At 58.3% G+C, this 21,134-nt stretch carries 16 protein-coding genes and 1 pseudogene; 3 read left to right on the forward strand and 14 right to left on the reverse strand.

Features of this window, described 5'->3' with window-relative positions:
* Positions 1–191 precede the first annotated feature (191 nt).
* The 4 genes from JFU47_RS32780 to JFU47_RS32795 form a co-directional block, all read right to left on the reverse strand.
* A complete protein-coding gene (locus tag JFU47_RS32780) occupies positions 192–1,736 on the reverse strand; it encodes an amidase family protein (RefSeq protein ID WP_201188495.1) in 1,545 nt (514 codons plus the stop codon).
* Positions 1,737–2,107: 371 nt separating this feature from the next.
* On the reverse strand, positions 2,108–2,917 hold the full coding sequence (locus JFU47_RS32785) for an aldo/keto reductase (RefSeq protein ID WP_446739654.1): 810 nt from the start codon (positions 2,915–2,917) through the stop codon (positions 2,108–2,110).
* 45 nt (positions 2,918–2,962) lie between these two features.
* Positions 2,963–4,102 (reverse strand): metallophosphoesterase, encoded by a 1,140-nt coding sequence (locus JFU47_RS32790; RefSeq protein ID WP_201188497.1) that lies wholly within the window; start codon positions 4,100–4,102, stop codon positions 2,963–2,965.
* Positions 4,103–4,358: 256 nt separating this feature from the next.
* Positions 4,359–5,150, reverse strand: a complete 792-nt coding sequence (locus JFU47_RS32795; protein ID WP_201188498.1) for an AraC family transcriptional regulator — start codon at positions 5,148–5,150, stop codon at positions 4,359–4,361.
* Between the two features lie 83 nt (positions 5,151–5,233).
* On the opposite strand from JFU47_RS32795, the gene JFU47_RS32800 reads away from it, so the two are divergent.
* Entirely contained in the window at positions 5,234–6,238 is a 1,005-nt protein-coding gene (locus JFU47_RS32800) for a bile acid:sodium symporter family protein (RefSeq protein WP_201188499.1), read from the forward strand.
* A 76-nt stretch (positions 6,239–6,314) separates the two neighbouring features.
* Here JFU47_RS32800 and JFU47_RS33700 read toward each other — a convergent pair whose 3' ends face one another.
* The 7 genes and pseudogenes from JFU47_RS33700 to JFU47_RS32830 all read right to left on the reverse strand — a co-directional run bounded on the left by JFU47_RS33700 (position 6,315) and on the right by JFU47_RS32830 (position 14,397).
* Positions 6,315–7,187 (reverse strand): methyl-accepting chemotaxis protein, encoded by an 873-nt coding sequence (locus JFU47_RS33700; RefSeq protein WP_446739655.1) that lies wholly within the window; start codon positions 7,185–7,187, stop codon positions 6,315–6,317.
* Between the two features lie 30 nt (positions 7,188–7,217).
* Positions 7,218–7,940, reverse strand: a pseudogene (locus tag JFU47_RS33705) (MCP four helix bundle domain-containing protein); the annotation flags it as partial.
* Between the two features lie 146 nt (positions 7,941–8,086).
* Complete coding sequence (locus JFU47_RS32810; RefSeq protein WP_201188501.1) at positions 8,087–9,949, reverse strand: EAL domain-containing protein; 1,863 nt, start codon at positions 9,947–9,949, stop codon at positions 8,087–8,089.
* A gap of 243 nt (positions 9,950–10,192) precedes the next feature.
* Positions 10,193–11,230, reverse strand: a complete 1,038-nt coding sequence (locus tag JFU47_RS32815) for an aldo/keto reductase (protein WP_201188502.1) — start codon at positions 11,228–11,230, stop codon at positions 10,193–10,195.
* A 21-nt stretch (positions 11,231–11,251) separates the two neighbouring features.
* On the reverse strand, positions 11,252–12,139 hold the full coding sequence (locus JFU47_RS32820) for an NAD(P)-dependent oxidoreductase (protein WP_201188503.1): 888 nt from the start codon (positions 12,137–12,139) through the stop codon (positions 11,252–11,254).
* A 107-nt stretch (positions 12,140–12,246) separates the two neighbouring features.
* Entirely contained in the window at positions 12,247–13,101 is an 855-nt protein-coding gene (locus JFU47_RS32825) for an SDR family NAD(P)-dependent oxidoreductase (RefSeq protein ID WP_201188504.1), read from the reverse strand.
* A 57-nt stretch (positions 13,102–13,158) separates the two neighbouring features.
* Positions 13,159–14,397, reverse strand: coding sequence for an MFS transporter (locus tag JFU47_RS32830; protein ID WP_201188505.1), 1,239 nt, complete (start codon positions 14,395–14,397; stop codon positions 13,159–13,161).
* 150 nt (positions 14,398–14,547) lie between these two features.
* Between JFU47_RS32830 and JFU47_RS32835 the strand changes: the two genes are divergently transcribed.
* Positions 14,548–15,450, forward strand: a complete 903-nt coding sequence (locus JFU47_RS32835; protein ID WP_201188506.1) for a LysR family transcriptional regulator — start codon at positions 14,548–14,550, stop codon at positions 15,448–15,450.
* A 55-nt stretch (positions 15,451–15,505) separates the two neighbouring features.
* Here the strand turns inward: JFU47_RS32835 and JFU47_RS32840 are convergent, their stop codons facing one another.
* The 3 genes from JFU47_RS32840 to JFU47_RS32850 all read right to left on the reverse strand — a co-directional run bounded on the left by JFU47_RS32840 (position 15,506) and on the right by JFU47_RS32850 (position 19,766).
* Entirely contained in the window at positions 15,506–17,677 is a 2,172-nt protein-coding gene (locus JFU47_RS32840; RefSeq protein WP_201188507.1) for a malate synthase G, read from the reverse strand.
* A 92-nt stretch (positions 17,678–17,769) separates the two neighbouring features.
* Positions 17,770–19,029: a glycine hydroxymethyltransferase gene (locus JFU47_RS32845; RefSeq protein ID WP_201188508.1), complete on the reverse strand. Its 1,260-nt coding sequence runs from the start codon at positions 19,027–19,029 to the stop codon at positions 17,770–17,772.
* 11 nt (positions 19,030–19,040) lie between these two features.
* Positions 19,041–19,766: a GntR family transcriptional regulator gene (locus tag JFU47_RS32850; RefSeq protein WP_201188509.1), complete on the reverse strand. Its 726-nt coding sequence runs from the start codon at positions 19,764–19,766 to the stop codon at positions 19,041–19,043.
* 150 nt (positions 19,767–19,916) lie between these two features.
* Between JFU47_RS32850 and JFU47_RS32855 the strand changes: the two genes are divergently transcribed.
* Positions 19,917–21,128 carry a pyridoxal-phosphate-dependent aminotransferase family protein gene (locus tag JFU47_RS32855; RefSeq protein ID WP_201188510.1) on the forward strand — a complete coding sequence of 404 codons (1,212 nt, stop codon included), beginning with the start codon at positions 19,917–19,919 and terminating at the stop codon, positions 21,126–21,128.
* Positions 21,129–21,134 lie beyond the last annotated feature (6 nt).

Consider the following 21,134-nt stretch of genomic DNA (forward strand, 5'->3'; position numbering starts at 1 on the left):
TATGTGAAAACACGCTGAAGGTGGTTTGAGATAAACGCCCCGAATTATTCGGGGCGTTTGCTTTTGTGCAGATAGCAGATGAAAAAAGCCTTTGAGCCTATCAACCCCACCAATCGGCCGCACACCGGTTCGGCAACACTCTGCCGAGCCGGTGCTTACCGTGGATCAACCTGGCAAAAGCCTTGCGTTACTCAACGCATTGCCAGTGGCGGCGTCGATGTCGGAAGTTTGCGGGCCTTGGCGGCTTGCTCGAAGCTGTAGGCGTAGCCGATGAGTTGACCCTCGCTCCAGGGGCGCCCGATCAGCTCCATGCCGACTGGCACGCCCATCGGCGCATCGGCCGTAGGCGTAGAAAATCCGGCAGGAACCGCGATTGACGGAAACCCGGTGAGCGCGGTCAGGATGCCGTTGCGATCGGTCTGGTTAAATTCACCGATCGGCACCGGCAAGCGTTTCTGGTGTGGGTAGACCATCGCATCGAGATGATTTTCCGCCATCAGATTGGCAAGGCTGACCTTCAGAGCGTCCATCTTGACCATCCGATCCTTGTAATCCGGATCCGCCAGCCCGTTTTCATAACTCTGAGCCGACAGCAGGAACTTATTCAGGGATTGATGCGGTTTGCCGGAAGCAATGATGTCGTCCAGCGAATGCGCAGGTGTGGCCGTGCCGAGCGCCTTCAGGTAAGTATTGATGACGCCTTTGTATTCATACTTCTGCACGTCCAGCTCGGCATTCAGTTTGTCGCTGTCCATCTCTGGGGCGCTCACCGGAACGATGACCGCACCTTGCTTTTTCAGGACCTCGATGGCGTTGGCCATGACGCGGTTGACTTCCTGATCCTCCGGCTTGGTGCCGAACATGGTTTGCAGCACACCGATCCGCGCGCCTTTGAGCGCCTTATTATTGAGCGATGCCGTGTAGGTTTTCGGGGTCTTGCCGACACCGAGCGCTGTCAGCGGATCGGCCGGATCGTAGCCCGCCATCGAGTCCAGCATCACGGCGGCGTCGGCCACGGAGCGGGTCAACGGGCCTGCGTCGTCCATGGTGAATGAGACCGGCAGGATGCCAGCCCGGCTGATCAGGCCATGGGTCGGCCGGATCCCGACCAGGCTATTGGCGGAAGCGGGCGAGCGAATCGAATTGACGGTATCCGATCCGGTTCCAACCGTAGCGAAGTTGGCAGCCAGCGCAACGCCAGTGCCGCCGGACGAGCCGCCCGGTGTCAACAGGAGGTTATAGGGATTCTTTACCTGGCCGCCAAGCGAACTGATCGATACCCCGCCAAGGGCGAACTCTTGCATATTGGCTTTAGCGAGAACCAAGGCGCCGCTTTTACGCAAGCGGCTCAGCGCGAAGGCATCTTGCTTGGGTTGGGCGCCGGCCAGGGAAGCCGAACCGCCCGTGGTCGGCATATCGGCTGTGTTGTAGTTGTCTTTCAGCACCGTCGGAATGCAATGCAGCGGCGCCATTTCGCCGGTCTGCTTGAATTGCTTATCCAGGGCATCGGCTTGTTCCAGCGCATTGGGGTTCAGATAAAGAATCGCATTCAGCGCGGGGCCCTGTTTGTCATAGGCCTTGATGCGATCAAGGTACTGCTGCACCAATCCGCGGCAGGTGAGACTACCTGCCTGCATCGCCTTGTGAATGTCCCCAATCGAGGCGTCCATGACATTGAACTGCGCGCCTGCAGCATTGGCCGACAATGGAAGTAGTCCTGCCAGCAATACCGGCAATACCTTGTTTGTGTGATCCCGCATTTTTTGAATGACCCTATCAGGTTGTGAACGACATTATTTTTGAATGAACGTTAATTTTTGCATTTTGAATTTTGCATACAACGTGCCAGACCGGGCCAGAATGCAGTGTTTGCCGAATGGACGGTCAGGTCCGCGAGGGAGGCAGGCGGCGGGAAAACTCAGCGTCCCTGCGACGCCGGCGAAATGCACCAGCCTTGGGCGCCCGATGCATTTTCAATCTCCAAAATGGTGCGGATTTCGAAGGATGCTTCCGATCGTTACGAGAGAAGCTGCTACCTGTAAATCTCTCTCCGGTTGTGAAACCAGAGCACTGGCTGCCGCTGCCCGGTGCTGTCATGCAGAGATGATCAGGCGCGATCGAGAGGATCCGGTCCCACGCGCAGTCCGGTGTCCAGCTTGGCGATCGCAGCCATATCCTCGGCATCCAGATTGAAGTCGAAGACCCTGTAGTTCTCGCCAATCCGCGCCGGGGTGATCGACTTTGGAATTGCAATCAGGCCAAGATCCAAATGCCAGCGAATGATTACCTGCGCGGCGGTGCGACCGTGCTTGGCAGCAATCTCGCAAATCACTGGATTGGTGAGCACCAGGCCTTGACCCAGCGGACTCCAGGACTGCGTGCGGATGTTGAGCTCGTCGTGATAACGGCGCAGATCACTCTGCTGGAAGAAAGGATGCAGTTCGATCTGGTTCAGGACGGGCACGACGCCTGTTTCATCGATCAGCCGCTGCAGGTGGTCGGGATTGAAGTTCGAGACACCAATGGAGCGCACCTTGCCCTGCTCCTTGGCCTGGATGAGTGCTTTCCAGGTATCCACGAACAGGTCCCGCGAAGGAGCCGGCCAGTGGATGAGCAACAGATCCACATAATCCAGCCTCAAGCGCTCCAGGCTCTCGTCGAATGCCTTGGCCGCCGCATCGAAACCCTGGGCGGCGTTCCAGATCTTGGTGGTGACGAACACCTCGGCGCGGTCCACCCCTGAATCGCGAATCCCTGCGCCCACACCTTCCTCGTTTTCGTACACGGCAGCCGTGTCAACGTGGCGGTATCCAACCTCCAGCGCATGACTCACCGCAGCGCGAGCCTCCTCCGGGCTGGCCAGCCAGACACCCAACCCGAGCTGAGGAATCTGGTTTCCATCGGAGAGTTTGATCATCGGTTGTTCGTGACTCATAGACACCTCATGTACAGGAAACATCTTCTAGAAAGACTGAGTGGGCGAACCCGCCCGAAGAGTGAATTGGGTGATTTCCCCTGGCACACCCAGGCGAATCGGAAAGCCGTTCCACAGCCCCGTGCCATTGCTGGTGTAAAGCAGCATCTCCCCGACCGTGTATGCCCCGGAAACGAAGTCCTCATTGGCGTATCGAGCTACCTGATCGAGACCTCGAATCATTCCTCCATGCGTATGCCCGGAGAGTTGTAGCCCAACGCCAGCGTTAGCCGAGCGCAAGGCGCCGGAGGGGCGGTGTTTCAGGAGAATCACAGGAGCGTTTACGGGAGCATTCACCAGCGCCGCGTCCAGGTCCGGGCCGGGCATGCCAAATGCCGGAGCGGCCTCATCCGTAACGCCGGCGACGACAAGCTCTTCATCGCCCGATCCAATGACTACGTGCTCGTTCTCCAGCATGCGCATGCCCAGCTTTTCGAACTCGGAGTGCCACTGAGCTTCGTTGAAGTAGTACTCGTGGTTTCCGGGAATAGCGACGACGCCCAGAGCGGCCTTCAGCCCACCAAGCGCCGCCACGTCCTGGCGTCGGGCAGCTGTCGTGCCATCGATGAGGTCGCCTGTGATCAGGATCAAGTCCGGGTTCAGAGCGTTGGTTCGAGCCACCACCTGCGACACCCAGGGCGCGTGAAAAAGCCGGCTGATATGCAGGTCAGTCAGTTGAACGACCCGAAGCCCATCCAGGGAGTGCGGCAGGTTCTTGATCCTGACTTCCACGTTGCGCACATCAGGAACCTGTACGGCCTGATAAACCCCCAACGCTGACAGCAGCGAAGCGACCAACGCAATCACATACCGGCTGTGCGCACTTACCAGCTTTCTGGCAGTACGCAGTCGGAGTATCGACAGCAGTACTTTTGCAAGATCCGCGATGGCAACAAACACGAACAGCAGAACAAATGAGCAGAACGCCCAACTTGCCACCAGAACAGCCCAACGGGGAATCTCTGGGGAGAACATTGTCCCGAACACCCAGATCTGGATCAGGTGGTACTTGGAGACAACTAGAACCACGAGGGCGAGGAGGATCCGCCAGCCTGTCGAGACAGGTAGCGGGATAACGAAGCGCCACAGGACATACAGATAGGCCAGGCCCAGATAGAGGTGAAACACAGAAAGCTCACTCAGCAAACCATCAATCGTTGAATTTTTTTTAATGGTACACGGCGCTACATGAGTTTCCGTTTAGCTTTACTGCACGAAACGTTGAGCCATATTCAACGCTCGTTTGCGGATTTAAAGAAAATGAGAAAAGGATAGGTGCGCCGGCACAACACAGGCGCCTTTATGCCGAACAGGCATTTGGTGGGCTCACGCGAGGCGAATCGGGCAACGAGCAACGAGCAACCGCCGATGCGAGTGCTTCAGGCTAGTGCTGAAAGAAATCCCCCGGCGTCACGCCGAAGTGCTGCCGGAATGCCGCTATGAAGGCAGAGGTGGAGTCATAACCGCAGCCAAGGGCGACCTGGGTCACGCGCTGTCCCTGTTCCAGGGCTTCCAATGACCCGAGCAGACGCAGGCGTTGACGCCAAGCGCGAAACGTCAGGCCAGTTTCGCGCAGAAACAGCCGCCTCAGCGTCTTCTCCGAGGCGCCCAGGTCCTGACTCCATTCCAGAAGGGTACGGGAATCATCGGGTGCTTCTTGCAAGCCCCGGCACAAGCGGAGAAGTCGCGGGTCACTGGGAAGGGGCAACGACAGGCTGACCTCACGGGCCACCTGCAACTGGTCGAACAGCACTTGGGCCAGGCGACCGTCCGCACCTTTCTCGTCATATTCCACTGGCAGCTCGCAGAAGCGCCGAATCAGCTCCCGCGTGAGAGTATCAATCTCGATGACCCGACAACCGCACAGTCCACAACTCGAGGTGACGTCATTCAGGTAAAGGCTGCGCATCTCGGTATGAGGGGAACTGAACACCTCGTGTTCCGTCCCTGCCGATATCCAGATCGCGCGCTGCGGGGGCGCCACGAAATTGCCTTCAGCGGTGTGCACATGCAACACGCCCCGGATGGCATATGAAAGCTGCACCCAGGCATGGGTGTGGCGCGGTGTACCCACCGCGCCAACCAGCGACTCATTGCGGGCAAACAAGGGGCGGGGTAATTGTTGCAGTTGGGGAATCTGGCGCTCGCGCCATTGATTTTGACCGTTTGTAGGCATTTTTTGCCCCTATTGCGTTAATCGGCATCCCGTAGCCAGGGTTAGGGTAGCCGGAGCCTCAATGACAACTATTGGATAAACCCATGGCCCGCTCACGCTTGCTCCCGGATAACTTCACCCTGACGCTGATCGCCGTCGTCGCTACCGCCACCTTGTTACCCGCACAGGGGCAGGTGGCTGTCGCCTTCAGTTGGATCACCAACATTGCCATCTCCCTGCTGTTTTTCCTGCACGGCGCTAAACTATCTCGCAGCGCTGTGATTGCAGGCGCCGGCCATTGGCGCTTGCACCTGCTTATATTCATCTGCACCTTTGGACTGTTCCCGCTGCTCGGACTTGCCCTGAAACCGGTACTGTTGCCGATGGTCGGACCTGAACTCTATGCTGGCTTCCTATACGTCTGCGTCCTGCCCGCCACCGTGCAGTCGGCCATCGCCTTCGCCTCCCTGGCCCGGGGCAACATCCCTGCGGCGATATGCAGTGCCGCCTCCAGCCTGGTGGGCATATTTATCACCCCAGTACTGGTCGCCCTGCTGATGGGCGTGCACAGCGACGGGAGTTCAACGATCGAGGCCATACGCAAGATCAGCATCCAACTGCTTCTGCCCTTCATCGCTGGTCAGATTGCCCGTCGCTGGATCGGTGACTGGGTGAACCGTAACAAGGGTTGGCTGAAGAACGTCGACCAGGGAAGCATCCTTCTTGTAGTTTATACCGCGTTCAGCTCAGCCGTGATCGGTGGACTCTGGCAGCAGGTCCCGCCCCTGAAACTGCTGGGCGTAATGTTCGGTTGCGGCCTGCTTCTGGCTCTAGCACTGCTGGTCGCCCATCAGTTGGGTAAATGGCTGGGCTTCAACCTGGAAGACCGTATCACCATCCTTTTTTGCGGCTCGAAGAAAAGCCTGGCCACCGGAGTTCCCATGGCACAGGTTCTATTCGCCGGCAGCAGCATCGGCGTGCTTATTCTTCCGCTGATGCTGTTTCATCAAATACAACTTATGGTCTGTGCCGTCTTGGCACAGCGCTATGCAAAGAGGCCAGAGTTACCACACCTCACATCTCCAGGTGAGGCGTCAGCCCGCTCTTGACGATAGTCTGAACACCCCATCGGCTTTGTCCAACCTTTGGGGTGCAGTCCAAACTGCATGAGAACCGATCAGCGGCTCACAGGCGAAATCGCCCAACCATATTGTTCAGATCAAGCGCCAACCGCGACAGCTCGTTGCTGGCCGCACTGGTCTGGTTAGCCCCGGTCGCCGACTGCACTGACAGGTCACGAATGTTCACCAGATTACGGTCCACTTCGCGGGCCACTAGCGCCTGCTCTTCGGCGGCGCTGGCGATCACCAGGTTGCGTTCGTTGATTTCGACAATGGCACTGTTGATGGTGTCCAGGGACATGCCGGCGCCGCGGGCGATGCTCAACGTCGACTCGGCGCGCTTGGTGCTGTTACGCATCGAATCCACTGCGTGCTCGGTGCCGGTCTGGATACTACCGATCATGCCTTCGATCTCGCTGGTCGATTGCTGGGTGCGATGCGCCAGGGCACGCACCTCGTCCGCGACCACCGCGAAACCACGACCGGCTTCACCGGCACGAGCGGCTTCAATGGCGGCGTTCAACGCCAATAGATTGGTCTGGTCAGCCAGGCCACGGATTACGTCCAACACCTTGCCGATGTCGCGAGATTCGATAGCCAGGTCGCCGATCAGGGTGGCGGTGCTTTGCACATCGGCGCTCAAGCGCTCGATGGCGATGACGGTTTCCTGTACCAGACCACGACCATCGCCAGTGGAGGTGGTGGCATTCTTCGAGGCTTCGGATGTGCTGACGGCGTTGCGCGCGACTTCTTCCACGGCGCTGGTCATTTCGTTGACCGCGGTGGCGGCCTGTTCGATTTCGTTGTTCTGCTGGGTCAGGCCGCGGGCGCTTACGTCGGTGACGCTGTTGAGCTCTTCAGCGGCGCACGCCAGTTGTGTGGCAGAACCGGAAATCCGCTGCAGGGTGTCGCGCAGCTTGTCCTGCATTTTGGACATCGCCAGCAGCAGACGGCCAGCTTCGTCTTCGCCATCGACCGTGATCGGCCGCGTCAGGTTGCCTTCGGCAATGGCTTCGGCGGCGCTCAGGGCATTGGCGATTGGCTTGGTGATGCTGTGGGTCAGCAGCCAGGCGAATAGCAACGTCAGGCCGGTGGCGATAACCAACAGAGTGATCACCAGGTTAAAGGCCGAAGCGTACTGGTCGGCAGCTTGCTGATTGGTAACGAGAGTCTGCTGCGTATTCATGTCCAGCAGGCGGCTCAGAACGCTGTTGATAGCATCGGAGTTGGTCGCCATATCGGTATTGAGCAGGTTACTTATCTCGTCCACCTGATTGTTGTTCGACAGGGTCTGCATCCGACCTACAATCTGGTAGAACTGCTCTAGCAACTGCAGGTACTCATCGTAGACCGAACGTTCCTCGGGGCTGGCAATCAGTTTTTCGTAAATCGCCTGAACGTCTTGAATCTGTTGGCTGCGCGTTTTGTACTGGTCCATGGTGTTCTGCAGGGCATCCGCATCACGGTTCACCAACAAACGGTAGGACAGCACGCGCAGGCGCACGGTGAGTTGGCCGAGCTCGCCGAGGCTTTTGATACTCGGCAAACTGTTCGAGGTGATGACCTCGGAGGCGCCACGAATCCTGCTCATTTGAGTCAAGGCAAATACACCCAGGATCAGCATCAAGCCGCCAATCAGGGCAAAGCCGAGGGACGCCCGAAGGGCAATATTCATATTACGAAGGGACATGCTGTTCACCTAAAAGAGCGCATCCGCCCCAGACTTAGAATGAGTTGAAAAATGACCTGTTGGACATTTCGTGAGAACCGCCGCTCGACCCGGAAGCAGTCATCGGGTGATGGATCATTGGGTGCCTGAAATAGCAAGAAAGGTGGTTAATACTTCGCGCACTCTCGCTCTTCATACCATCGCGTGAAGGCTTCGGCGCTTATCGGTCGGCAGAGGTGAAAGCCCTGGGCGATGTCGCAGTTGTATCTACCCAAGGCATTGAGTACGTGGGCTGTTTCTACGCCTTCGGCGATGACCTCCATACCAAGGTTGTGTCCAAGGTCGACAACACTTCGTACGATCAGCTCGTTGGCTTTATTACTTTGCATGGCCAGTACAAAAGATTTGTCGATCTTGAGTTCGCTGATGGGCAGATCTTTCAACTGAGCCAGGCTGGTATAGCCCGCACCAAAATCATCGATGGCGATACGGATGCCCATGGTATGGAGCCGCATCAGAATCGTACGAGCAGCCTGGGAATCGAGCATGATGGCCGACTCGGTCACTTCGAGCACGAGCATGTTCGGGGACAGTTGGTGGCATTCAAGCAGCTCGACAATCTGAAAGACCAATTTGTCGTCCAGCAGGTTGCGCGCAGAAATGTTGACGGCAACCGGTATGTTTATTCCGGCGTCAGCCCAGGCCCGCACCTGGGAGAGAGCGAGGTTCAGCACGTAGTAGGTCAACGAGCCGATAATCCCGGTGAGCTCGGCGCAGGGGATGAACTCATCCGGACGTACCAGGCCGCGTACCGGGTGCTGCCAGCGCACCAGCGCCTCGACACCGGTGACTTTCCCTGTGTTCAGACTCACTTTGGGTTGGTAGTCCAGGAACAACTCGCCGCGATCCAGACCTCGACGCAACTCTCCGAGAATTGTCAGGTGTTCTGGAGATCGACGATCCGATTCCGGGTCGTAGGTGAGTATGCCCATGCCCTGCTTCTTGGCTGCATACATGGCGATGTCCGCGCGTTGCATTAGCGTCGAAGAATCGTCACCGTGCAGGCCGGAAACGACCACCCCGAAACTGGCTTCGACATCGAGCTCGACGCCGTCGATCTCAAACGTTGCAGTGATCGCGGTGTGTAGCCGCAGTGCTGCCTGGAAAGCCCCATCCAGGCCGTCCACGGAGGGAAGCAGGATGGCAAACTCGTCGCCTCCCAGTCGGGCGACAGTGTCGATTTCACGTACCTCATTGAGCAGCCGCTGGCCAATCTGGTCGAGCAAGCGATCCCCGTAATAGTGCCCCAGGGTGTCGTTGACCTCTTTGAATCGGTCAAGGTCGATCAGCAACAGGCCCGTAGTTGACCCGTTGCGCCGAGCCAAACGAATCGCCTGCTCGAAACGGTCGGCCAATAGCGTCCGGTTGGCCAGTCCGGTGAGTTTGTCGTGCAGCGAAGCGTGCAGTGCAGCTTTGCGTTGGCTGTCGAGCTCGAAGCGAGTGCGCTGCAGCACCGTGGCAAACAGGCCCGCGAGGATCAGTCCGGCGATAAAAACGATTGGGGTGGTAGTGGCGTTGAACGATTCCCGGGTGCGAAGTTTCTCCAGCGCCACAATCGACTCGTAACGGTAATTGTCCGAGGCTTGCTGGACGGATTTTTCAATCTTTTCGAATCTCGGGCCAGCCTCTTCGTTGTCGATCCAGCGCACCTGCGTGTCATCGCCACGATCGACTGCGTCGAACAACTTATTGATGCTTTCCAGGTAAGGGGTCAGCGCCGTGCGAACACCTTCGACGAGGCTGCGGTCCTCAGGCGATCCTGAACGGTGAACATTTTCGAGCGCATTGGTCAGCTGCGTTACGACATTGTTGAACTCATGACGCACTTTCGGATTGGGATCCAGCCGATACTTATGCCCCAGAGACTTGGCTGCTGCCACTGCAACCCCTGCCGATGTGTAATGGTCGGACAGTCGACTCCAGGCGATTGCCTCCTGCCCCAGGCGTCCGGTGGTTATTGAGGACCACACTGCAAAGCCGCTGATTGCAAGCAGTACCGCGATCAACCCAACGCTCGCCCATCTGCTAGGCAAAATTTTGCACCAGTGCAATTGCCGGGGTGTCGCACTCACCTGCGCAAAGACTGCAGGTTGCTTCGGACTTGCTGGTGGTAATTGGCTCATGGGCTACCAGAGAGGAAAATGGGAACCCGCCAGGTCTGACGTTTGAAAAACATCAAATCTGGCGGGTTGGGGCTGTTGGAGTCGGTTTTTTCAACGGCCTGCCAAGGCCTGTTGACAAGCTCGGGCAACATCGAGCCCGAGGTCAGGCCGCGTCAGTGGCGGGGCCATGAAGGCGGGCGAGATCGTATTTTTGATGTAGCGCGCGAGAATAGCGTCGATCTCGCGCTTGCTCGCCTCGTCGATTTGCCAGCCATCAATCTCGCCGATCGGATCGAGTTGATCCGGGCGGCGCGCGCCCCACAGCGCGATAGTCGGCCCCTGGTCGAGCACCCACCTCACGGCGAGCGCGAGCACGGATTTGCCGAAGCGCTGCCGCGCCAGGGCGGCGAGTTCATCCACGGCGGCGAGATAGTGCGGGAAGCGATCGCCTTGGAATTTCGGATCAACTTTTCGGAGATCGTCGCCGTCGAACGTGGTGGCTACGGTCATCCTGCCGGAGAGAAGCCCGCGGCAGAGCGCGCCATAGCTCAGGACCGTAAGGCCTGTCTTGCTGGCATACGGAAGCACGTCGGACTCCATCTCCCGCTCGAACAAATTGTACGGCGGCTGAACGGCGTCGACCCTGGCAACGGCGCGGAAAGCATCCATCTGCGCCGGCGAAAAGTTGCTGACGCCGATCGCCCGAATCTTGCCTGCCAGGCGCAGCTTTTCGAGAGCCAATGCGGTTTCCTCGAACGGCGTCTCCAGATCCGGCCAATGGATCTGGTAGAGGTCAATAGCGTCGGTGCCAAGCCGCCGCAGCGAATCCTCGACTTCCTGGGTGAGACGCGCAGGCCGGGAATCGCGATAGACCTTGCCGTCTTTCCAAACGAGGCCAGCCTTGGTCGCGATTTGCACCTTGTCCCGCAGCCCACCGGCGAGCGCCTTGCCCACGATCTCTTCAGAATTACCGAAGCCATAGACCGGCGCGGTGTCGATCAGCGTCACGCCACGCTCCACCGCCGAGCGGATGGTGGCGATGGCCTGCCGTTCGTCGGTGCCACCCCACTTCCATCCGCCGATCGCCCATGTGCCGAGGCCAATGCGCGACGTCTTCAGTCCGGACGAGCCGATTTCAATTTGTTCCACTGTGGAATCTCCAAGGTATGTTCAGGAATCCTGACGGGCGCCGGCATCTTTCGCGGGCAGCTGGCCGATCGCCGACCAATCCAGCGTCTCACCGCCATGCGCCATCAGAGTCAGGAACCGGTCACGCAGGAGGCTAGCGAGCGGCATGGGAACGCACAGTTCCTCGGCGGCGGAGAGCGTCAGTCGGATGTCCTTCTGTCCGAGTGGCGCAGCGAAGCCCGCCGGTTCGAATTGCTCCGCCGCGATCAACCCGCCATAGATCTTGTAAACCGGGACATTGAACAGCGAGGACGTCAGCAGCTCGAGATATTGGTGCCGGTCGATACCCGCCTTCCCGACCAGCGCCATTGCTTCGCCGAGTGATTCGATCACCGAAGCAATCAGGAAATTGCCGCTGAGCTTCACCAGATTGGCGAGGCTTGGCGTGTCGGACATGATGACCGTCTGCTTGCCGATGGCATCGAACAGCGGCGTGGCGTCACGGATCGCATCATCGGTGCCGCCCGCAACGACGAAGAGCTGACCAGCGGCCGCAACCTCCGGACGTCCGAAAACCGGCGCCGCGACATAGCGCTGCCCCCTTGATGCGTGGCTCTCTGAAAGCCGGCGAGACAGGGCGACGCTGATCGTGCTCGCGGAGATGTGGATCGTGCCTTCAGCCAAGCTCGCGAGCACGCCGCCCTCGTCGTAGACCACGCTCTCGACGGCATCGTCATTAGCGAGCATCGTCATGACGACCTCGCCCTGGCAGGCCTCGGCCACGGTCGCGGCAACCCTTGCTCCTAGTGCCACGACCTCATCCGCCTTCGCACGACTACGATTGAAAACGGTCACGTCATGGCCGGCCTTTACGAGATTCGCGGCCATACCGGCGCCCATGCGCCCCAACCCTATGAAACCTACTTTCATGGCTCAGTCCTCTTCATTGATGCGGGACGCCCGACGGATGCCGCCAGCGTGAATTCATCGGTAAAACGGAGTGTTCGGGCAGCACCGACAAACGTTTCCAGGCTGTATCAGCCCTGTCGTTTGATGAACGCGTCGAATGCGGCAGCATGGTCCGGATGCCAACGCGACAGTGCCGGGCGATTCTCGACAACGTCGCCTGCGGCCCAAAGAATGCGCTGCTCATCCAATGACCGAGGGACGTCGTTGTCCGGGCAAAGGATGTAGAAATCTCCCACTTCGAGTCGCTCCATCATGAAGTCGGCGGTCTGCTCGGGCGTCCAGGCGCCGGCGGGTTTTTCGCTACGGCCATTGCGAGACAACTCGGTGAACACAAAGCCTGGGATCAACAGATGCGCACTGATCCGTCCGCCCACGGTGTTACGCAGCTCATGCTGCAACGCTTCGGTAAACGCTTTAAGACCTGCTTTCGAAACGTTGTACGCAGGATCACCGGGCGGGGTCGTAATACCCTGCTTGGAACCCGTATTGATCACGAGGCCCGGACGACCGCGCTTAATCATTTCGGGTACGAACACCTGCGTGCCGTGAATCACACCCAACAAGTTAACGCCCAGGACGCGCTGCCAATTTTGCGCAGAACCGAACATCCCGCTACCGGGCTGAATACCCGCGTTATTCATCAATACATCCGTACCGCCGAAGCGATCTCGAACAACCGCTTGCAGGCGGAGCAGGTCTTCGACACGACTGACGTCCGTTTCAATAGCAAAAACGTCCTGAATGCCGTTCGCAGTCAATACGCAAACTTCTTCGACACCTTTTGCGAGACGCTGGGCCCCGAGATCGGCAATACAGATGCGCAGCCCTTGTCGAGCGAAGCGCTTGGCCGCCGCCAGGCCGATTCCGGCCGCACCGCCGGTAATCACCGCCACAGCGCCTGGAGTCAATGCAGGATGAGTCATTTGAAATCCTGGTTTAGAGCCGATTTACGGCGTTACAAGAGAAAAACAATTGCGCCCTCAAACGGCTACGCGATTGTCCGTATCGCTCGCCCACATCATGGAAACCGCAAAAACACCCAGCCCCCCTAATGCCAGCAGTGCGCCCACCCAGCCTGTAGAGGCCCAGCCAAAACCGGCGGAAATGGTCACCCCGCCCAGCCATGCACCCAGCGCATTGGCCGCATTGAAAGCCGAATGATTCAAGGCTGCCGCCAGCGTCTGAGCTTCTCCTGCAACATCCATCAGGCGAGTCTGCAAACAAGGGCCCAAAGCAATCAAAGTGCCTACCAGGAACACATTGATCGGAGCCAGCCATGGGTTGCTGGCGGTGAAAACAAAGAGTGTCAGCACCGCAGTCGCCCAGACGAGTAGTCCACCGATCGTGGGCAAGAGCGCCCGGTCGGCGAGTCTGGAGCCGATAAGATTGCCGACAACCATTCCTGCACCGAACAAAGCCAGCACCATCGGCACAACAGCCTCGGGCAAATGTGTCAGCTCGATCATGGTCGGCTTTACATAGCTGAAGACCGAGAACATCCCGCCGAAACCGATTGCGCCGATGAGGAGCGTCAGCCAGACCTGACCGCGATTGAGCGCTGAAAGCTCACGCAGAGGACTGGACGATCGATTTCCCGGAGCGAACGGCACAAAACGCCAGATCAATCCCGCAGCGAGCAGCGCTATGACACCTACGACCAAGAAGGCAGTCCGCCAGCCAAACCACTGCCCCACCGCCGCCGTTGCCGGTACGCCGAGCAATGTCGCCAACGTCAGGCCCATCAGCACCATGGCTACCGCTTGCGTTCGACGCTCGCGCGCCACCAAACCAGCAGCGACCAACGCTGCCACGCCAAAATAGGTGCCGTGGGGAAAGCCTGTGAGCAGACGAGCAATGAGCATCGACTGATAGGACGGGGCCAGCGCACTGGCAAAGTTGCCGATCGCGAAAACCGCCATCAGTCCAATCAGGAAATTGCGACGGGCCCATTGCCCTCCCGCAACGGCCAGCAATGGAGCACCAATGACCACGCCCAGGGCATAGAAGCTTATAAGGTGACCGGCCTCGGGAATGGAAATAGCGAGGTCTTTTGCCGCATCAGGCAACAAACCCATAATCACGAACTCGCCAGTGCCAATGGCGAATCCACCCACACCGAGGGCCAGGATAGCAAGACGTTGACTTGTGCGACTTTGCTGGGGCGACACCACTTCATCGCCTGAAGATTCATCAAGCAGTTTGCTATCAACGTGGGACATAGACACTCGCGGTATTGGATAAAACAGAAGGCAAGATTCAACGATTAACGTGCAAGATGATCATAACGCAAGTATCGTTGAGTAAAATTCAATGAGCCGATGAGGCGCCATTCCACACGTCCTCATGAACCCGTCACGAGAACTCGCCTAATGCCTGCGTTATCAAGAGCCGATCTAGCTGATTTGAATGTCTTCTCCGTCATCTGCCGACGCCGAAGTTTTCGTTTGGCAGCGGCGGAACTGGGCGTATCAACTTCAGCCCTGAGCCATGCCATGCGTAATCTGGAAAATCGATTGGGCGTCAAGTTGCTCAACCGCACCAGTCGCTCCGTGGTGCCGACAGCTGCCGGCAGTGCGCTGGTAGAAGGTCTGGAACAAGGATTCGGGCAAATAGAAGCGGCCATGGGTGAACTGGAGCAGTATCGCAATGCCCCCATGGGAAGGTTGCGACTCAATGTGCCCCGTGACGCCTCGCGCTTGTTGTTGGGGCCGATTTTGGCCCGATTTTGCCAAACCTATTCCGATATCAAGCTTGAAATCATTGTCGACGACAACATGGTCGACATCATCAAGGCAGGCTTCGACGCCGGCATACGTTACGGTGCGACTGTTCCTCAGGACCTCGTCGCTGTGCCACTGACCAAACCTTTGAAATGGGTTGTTGTGGGCTCCCCGGTGTACTTGGAGCGACGCGGACGGCCGGAAAAGCCGGAGGATCTGCTGCAGCACGAATGCATAAGAATCCGGATTGGCGATAACTCAATCTACAAGTGGGAACTCGGCGACGGCGACGACGCGTGTGAAATCGATGTGCCCGGCCCAGTCATTGTGAATGAAACGGATATCGCCCTGGACGCCGCAATCGATGGCTTGGGCCTCGCTTACTGCCTGGAACTTCGCGTGACGCAGCAAATAGCTGATGGACGTCTGGAGGTGGTACTGCCGTCATGGGCCACCACCAGTGAACCTATGGTTATGTATTACCCCAGTCGCCGGCAGCTCCACCCAGGACTAAGACAACTGATCGAAGCCATCAGATCGGCCCACCTGTAACGCTCCTTGAACGAGCCCCTTACACAAGGGGCCCACTACCGTCTCTTCGCAGCGCTCACTCCTTTCGTGACTGCCTGAAACGGTGCAGCAATGGTTCGGTATATCCGTTGGGTTGACTGGTCCCTTGAAAAACCAGCGCACAGGCAGCCGTGAACGCGAGCGAACCGTCGTAGTCCTTCGACATAGGCTGATACGCAGCATCGCCAGCGTTTTGTGCATCCACGACCACCGCCATCCGTTCAAGTACCGCCATGACTTGCTCGCGGTTCACCACGCCGTGCCTGAGCCAGTTGGCCATATGCTGGCTGGATATCCGCAAGGTCGCTCGGTCCTCCATCAGTCCGACTTCATGGATATCGGGCACTTTCGAGCAACCCACCCCATGATCGACCCAACGCACGACATAGCCTAAAAGGCCTTGTGCGTTGTTCTCCAATTCCTCGGTAATCGCTTGTTGATCCCAATCACCGACGCGGCCCACGGGTATCTCCAGCAACTGGTCCTGCAGTTCAGTGATCTCACTGGCGGCTGCATCCTGCGCTATCCGGCTCTGCACAGATGTGACGTCAACCTGGTGATAGTGCATCGCGTGCAGTGTGGCGGCTGTAGGTGACGGCACCCATGCCGTACTCGCACCGGCCAAGGGGTGCGCCACTTTCTGCTCCAGCATGGCGCTCATCAGATCCGGCATGGCCCACATGCCCTTACCAATCTGCGCCCTGCCCTGCAGCTGGCAATCCAGGCCAACCAGCACGTTATTGCGCTCATAAGCCTTGAGCCATGAACTGGATTTCATTTCACCTTTGCGCATCATCGGGCCGGCTTCCATGGAGGTGTGCATCTCGTCACCCGTGCGATCAAGAAAGCCCGTGTTGATGAACACCAATCGCTCGGTGGCCTGGGCAATGCACGCCTTGAGATTAAGGCTGGTGCGCCGCTCTTCGTCCATGATGCCCATTTTCAAGGTATTCGCCGGCAGCCCGAGCATCTGCTCGACACGACTGAACAACTGACCGGTAAAGGCTACTTCCTCGGGACCGTGCATTTTCGGTTTGACGATGTAGACGCTGCCGGTGCGGGAATTGCCTTGATGCTTGAGATCATGCATCGCCGCAAGGCTGGTAACCACGGCGTCCAGAATCCCTTCGGGTACCTCTCTGCCTTCAATGTCCAGCAGTGCCGGAGTGGTCATCAGGTGTCCGACATTGCGCACTAGCATCAGCGAGCGTCCTGGCAATGTCAGGGAAGAGCCATCGACTCGAGTCCATTTGCGATCAGGGTTGAGACGGCGAATCACGGAGCGATCATTTTTTTGCAGGGTTTCGGTGAGGTCGCCCTTCATCAGCCCCAGCCAGTTGCGATACACCACGACCTTGTCAGCGGCATCGACCGCCGCCACCGAGTCTTCGCAATCCATGATGGTGGTCAGCGCTGCTTCCAATACGACGTCTTTGATCTGCGCGGCGTCGGTGCCTCCGATAGTACTGGCCCCATCAATCTGGATCTCGATGTGCAGGCCGTTGTTCAACAGCAAAATTGCACTTGGCGAGCCTGCATCACCCTGAAAACCCACCCACTGCTGCGGATGCTTCAGCCCGGTTGTCGTACCGCCCGCCAAAGCGATTCGCAGTTGGCCATTTTCGACGCTGTAGCGCGTGGAGTCGGCATGAGACCCCGACGCCAATGGCACGCTCCGATCGAGAAACGCGCGGGCATAGGCCACGACTTTCTGCCCGCGCGCCGCGTTGTACCCTGCGTTCTTACGCGCGCCCTCTTCATCGGCAATGGCATCTGTACCGTACAACGCATCGTATAAAGAGCCCCAACGGGCGTTCGCCGCATTGAGTGCGTAACGCGCATTCATTACCGGAACCACCAACTGGGGACCTGCCTGGGTGGCAATTTCGCTGTCTACATTGGTGGTGGTCACGGTAACGGCTGTCCGCACAGGTTGCAGATAACCAATCGATTGCAAAAAGCTGCGGTAGGTGGACTTGTCCTGCACCGGCCCCGGATGGTTACGGTGCCAAGCATCCAGTTGCGCCTGCAGGAGATCGCGCTTTTGCAACAGCGTACGGTTGCGAGGTGCGAGGTCGTGGACCAGTTGATCCAAGTCGTTCCAGAAAACGTTGCTGTCCAGACCCGTGTCAGGCAGCGCTTCGTCTTCGATAAAACGTAGCAATTGCGGCGCGATTGTCAGGGTGCCTCTACGCAGGAAATCGGTCATAGCGTCCTCGGTTCCGTCACAGGAATGGAATACTTATTGTTGTGAAGGCCGCTAGTGTCACCGATATTGCATTTTGAATTCAATATACATTATCAACTGAAAGCCGTTGATATTAGGGGAAACCTCGCCAGCATCTCCCGGATTTGTTGTGAGGAGGCCGCAGTCTCCGCGGTTGGACACGCTTGCAAACGTCCGCACGGCGACACCTGCAATACTTGAGCGAGCAGCCGCGCCACTTCAGACATGTGCGTCGCTTCCAGACCTTGTCGGGTAATGAACTGAGTACCGAGTCGCAGTGCCTGATGGCCGGCGAGTGATGGGTCGACGCACGTACCGATGAGGATGCCGTGAGCCTGCAATGCGGTCATGACCACCCGCGGATCGACGCTTTTTGCTAACGGTAACAACAGCTGATGGGTATATATTTCGCCGCTGTTGGCCGCGAGGACAGGCATTCCGATGCTGCGCAGTGACCGGTGCAATGCGGCGCTGTTGGCGATGATTTTGGCCGCGTACTCGGCGCCATTGGCCTGGGCTTCGGTCAGGGTAACCAACAATGATGGCAGTCGCCCCGCGTCGTAATTGGCGAGCATCCGCGTGTCGAGCAGATCACGCAGCGGCTGCGCGTCTCGCGGGTCGCGTCCCAGCACCAGCCCTTGGGGCCGTCCGGGCAAGGTTTTGTAAGTGGAGCTGCTGATCAGATCAACGCCCGCGTCGAACGGGTTGGGGTACGTACCTCCGGCAATCAACCCCAATACATGAGAAGCATCAAATAGCGTTTTGGCGCCCACGGTGCGGGCCGCTTGCACGACGGGAGCAATATCGTCGGCCTTGATCATGATGCTGCGTCCCAACACCACCAGCCTGGGCCTGGATTGCTCGATCAACTCGACGGCGCGTGCGGTATCAAGCCGGCAAGCGGTGCGATCGAACGGCAGATCCTCGACCACCAGGCCAGCCATTTGCGGAGTGCCACCTCGGCGTTGGCTCAAATGACCACCATGCTCGGCAGCCGGTGCCAGCACGCGATCGCCCGGTTGGCAGTAAGCATGAAAAATGGCCAGGTTGGCCAACGTACAACTGGCCAGCCTGACTTCTGCCCATGCCGCGTTAAACAACGTCATGGCGGCCTGACTGGCACGAATTTCAAGCTCGCTGACCAGCTCGGTTTCCGGCTGTTCCTTACAGTGAGTTGGCCCCATCGCCGGGTATGCACTGAGCGCCGGACTATAGGCCGCCATCGCTCGGGCGCTGGGGATATTGGCACCGGCATAGAGCATCAGGCGCTGCTGCTCCAACTGCGGCAGGCGATCGGCACAGGCCGCCAGCAAAGCGTCGAGATCAAGCGCCATGATTCGGCTCCCTAGCGGCGAATGGAGTCTGGATGTTCGGAGTCATCGCGAACCATCAGCATGATGGCGTCGCGTTTCTCCAGAAGATGGTGACGAAGGATGCTGCTCAATCGTTTGCCGTCTCGCGCTTGTAAAGCCTCGATCATATCTTCGTGATCGTGCAACGCCCTTTCCCACTTCGGAGCCTGCTGGTTGGACAGAAAACGCAGCGCCTGGATACGACGATTCAATGACAGGTACACCTGGCGCAACGCCGAGTTGCGTGCGGCCAGGTTGATCAGATCGTGGATGGCGCGGTTGCGCTGGTAATAGCCCGGCAAGTCGTTCTGGTTCTTGCTGACCACCATGGCGTAGTGCAGCGCTTTGATCTCCTCGATTTCCTGAAGCGTGATGCGTTCGCAGGCCAGCTCGCCAGCGAAGGCTTCAATCCCGCTCATCAGCTCGAAGGTTTCGCGAATTTCCAGTTCCGACATGCGCGCAACACTCGCACCGCGGTTGGGGTTGATCTCGATCAGGCCTTCGACGGCGAGCACCTTCAACGCTTCGCGTAAAGGGGTGCGGGAAATGCCCAGAGTTTCGCAGAGCTCGCGCTCGTTGAGTTTCTTTCCGGGTGCCAGTACGCCTTCGGTAATAAAGCTGCGCAGGTGTTCCACGACCATGTCGTGCAAACGCTGGCGTTCAACCTTGGGCATCAATCGAGGGCTGGCGAGCGCCCCCAACTCTTCAATGTTTTGCATTCAAAATCCTCATCAGCATCGCTTGAAAGCCATGCCTTATTCAAAAACATCCCGGTTAATGCCGAATATTAGCGCAATTATTACGATTGACACAGCAAGATGACGTGCTAACGTATTTTGAATTCAAAATACAACAACAAGGAGTCACCTATGCTGAAGCTTGATTTCCACCCCGCCGGCCGTCACTTTCTGCAAATCCCTGGCCCGAGCCCGGTTCCGGATCGCATCCTGCGAGCCATGAGCTATCCCACCATAGATCACCGTGGCCCGGAATTCGGAGAGCTGGGGCTTAAAGTGCTGGAGGGCATCAAAAAGATCTTCAAGACCCGTCATCCTGTCGTTATCTACCCCGCCTCAGGCACCGGCGCCTGGGAAGCGGCGCTGTGCAACACACTGAGCGCTGGCGACGAAGTATTGATGTTTGAAACCGGCCATTTCGCCACCCTCTGGCAAAAAATGGCACTGAGCCTGGGCCTCAAGCCGCAATTTATCGGCCGGCCCGGAATCGAAGGCTGGCGCGGTGGGGTTGATGCGCAAATGATCGAAGAGCATCTGCGCGCCGACAGCAGTCACCGCATCAAGGCAGTTTGCGTCGTGCATAACGAAACCAGCACGGGTGTGACCTCGGATATCGCTTCCGTTCGCAAGGCCATCGACGCCGCCGGTCATCCGGCGCTGCTGTTGGTGGATACCATTTCCGGCCTCGCATCAGCCGACTATCGTCATGATGAATGGGGTGTAGACGTCACCGTCTCCGGTTCGCAAAAAGGGCTCATGCTCCCGCCGGGCATCAGCTTCAACGCCCTGTCCCCAAAAGCCTTGGAGGCCAGCAAAACAGCAGGTCTGCCGCGCAGTTTCTGGGCCTGGGACGAAATCGTTGAAATGAACAAGACCGGCTATTGGCCGTATACCCCCAACACCAACCTGTTGTATGGATTGTCCGAGGCCCTCGACATGATCCTCGGCGAAGGGCTGGACAATGTGTTTACCCGCCACAACCGCCTCGCCCATGCCTGCCGCACAGCCGTGAATGCCTGGGGCCTGCAAATCCAGTGCGCCGATCCGAGCGTGTACAGCCCCGTGTTGACCGGCGTGATGACACCCGATGGCATCGACGCCGATGTCGTACGCAAGACCATCTACGAGCGCTTCGACATGTCCTTGGGAACGGGCCTGGGCAAGATGAAAGGCCGCATGTTCCGCATCGGCCACTTGGGTGACTGCAATGATCTGATGCTGATGGCCACACTGACCGGCTGCGAAATGGGCTTGCAAATGGCCGGGGTGAAACTGCAGTCCAGTGGCGTACTGGCGGCCATGGATTACCTGGGAGGGCAATCCGTGCCACTGCGGCGCGAATGATGTGAA

The sequence above is a fragment of the Pseudomonas sp. TH39(2020) genome, assembly GCF_016650715.1.
GTDB classification, from domain to species: domain Bacteria; phylum Pseudomonadota; class Gammaproteobacteria; order Pseudomonadales; family Pseudomonadaceae; genus Aquipseudomonas; species Aquipseudomonas mandelii_C.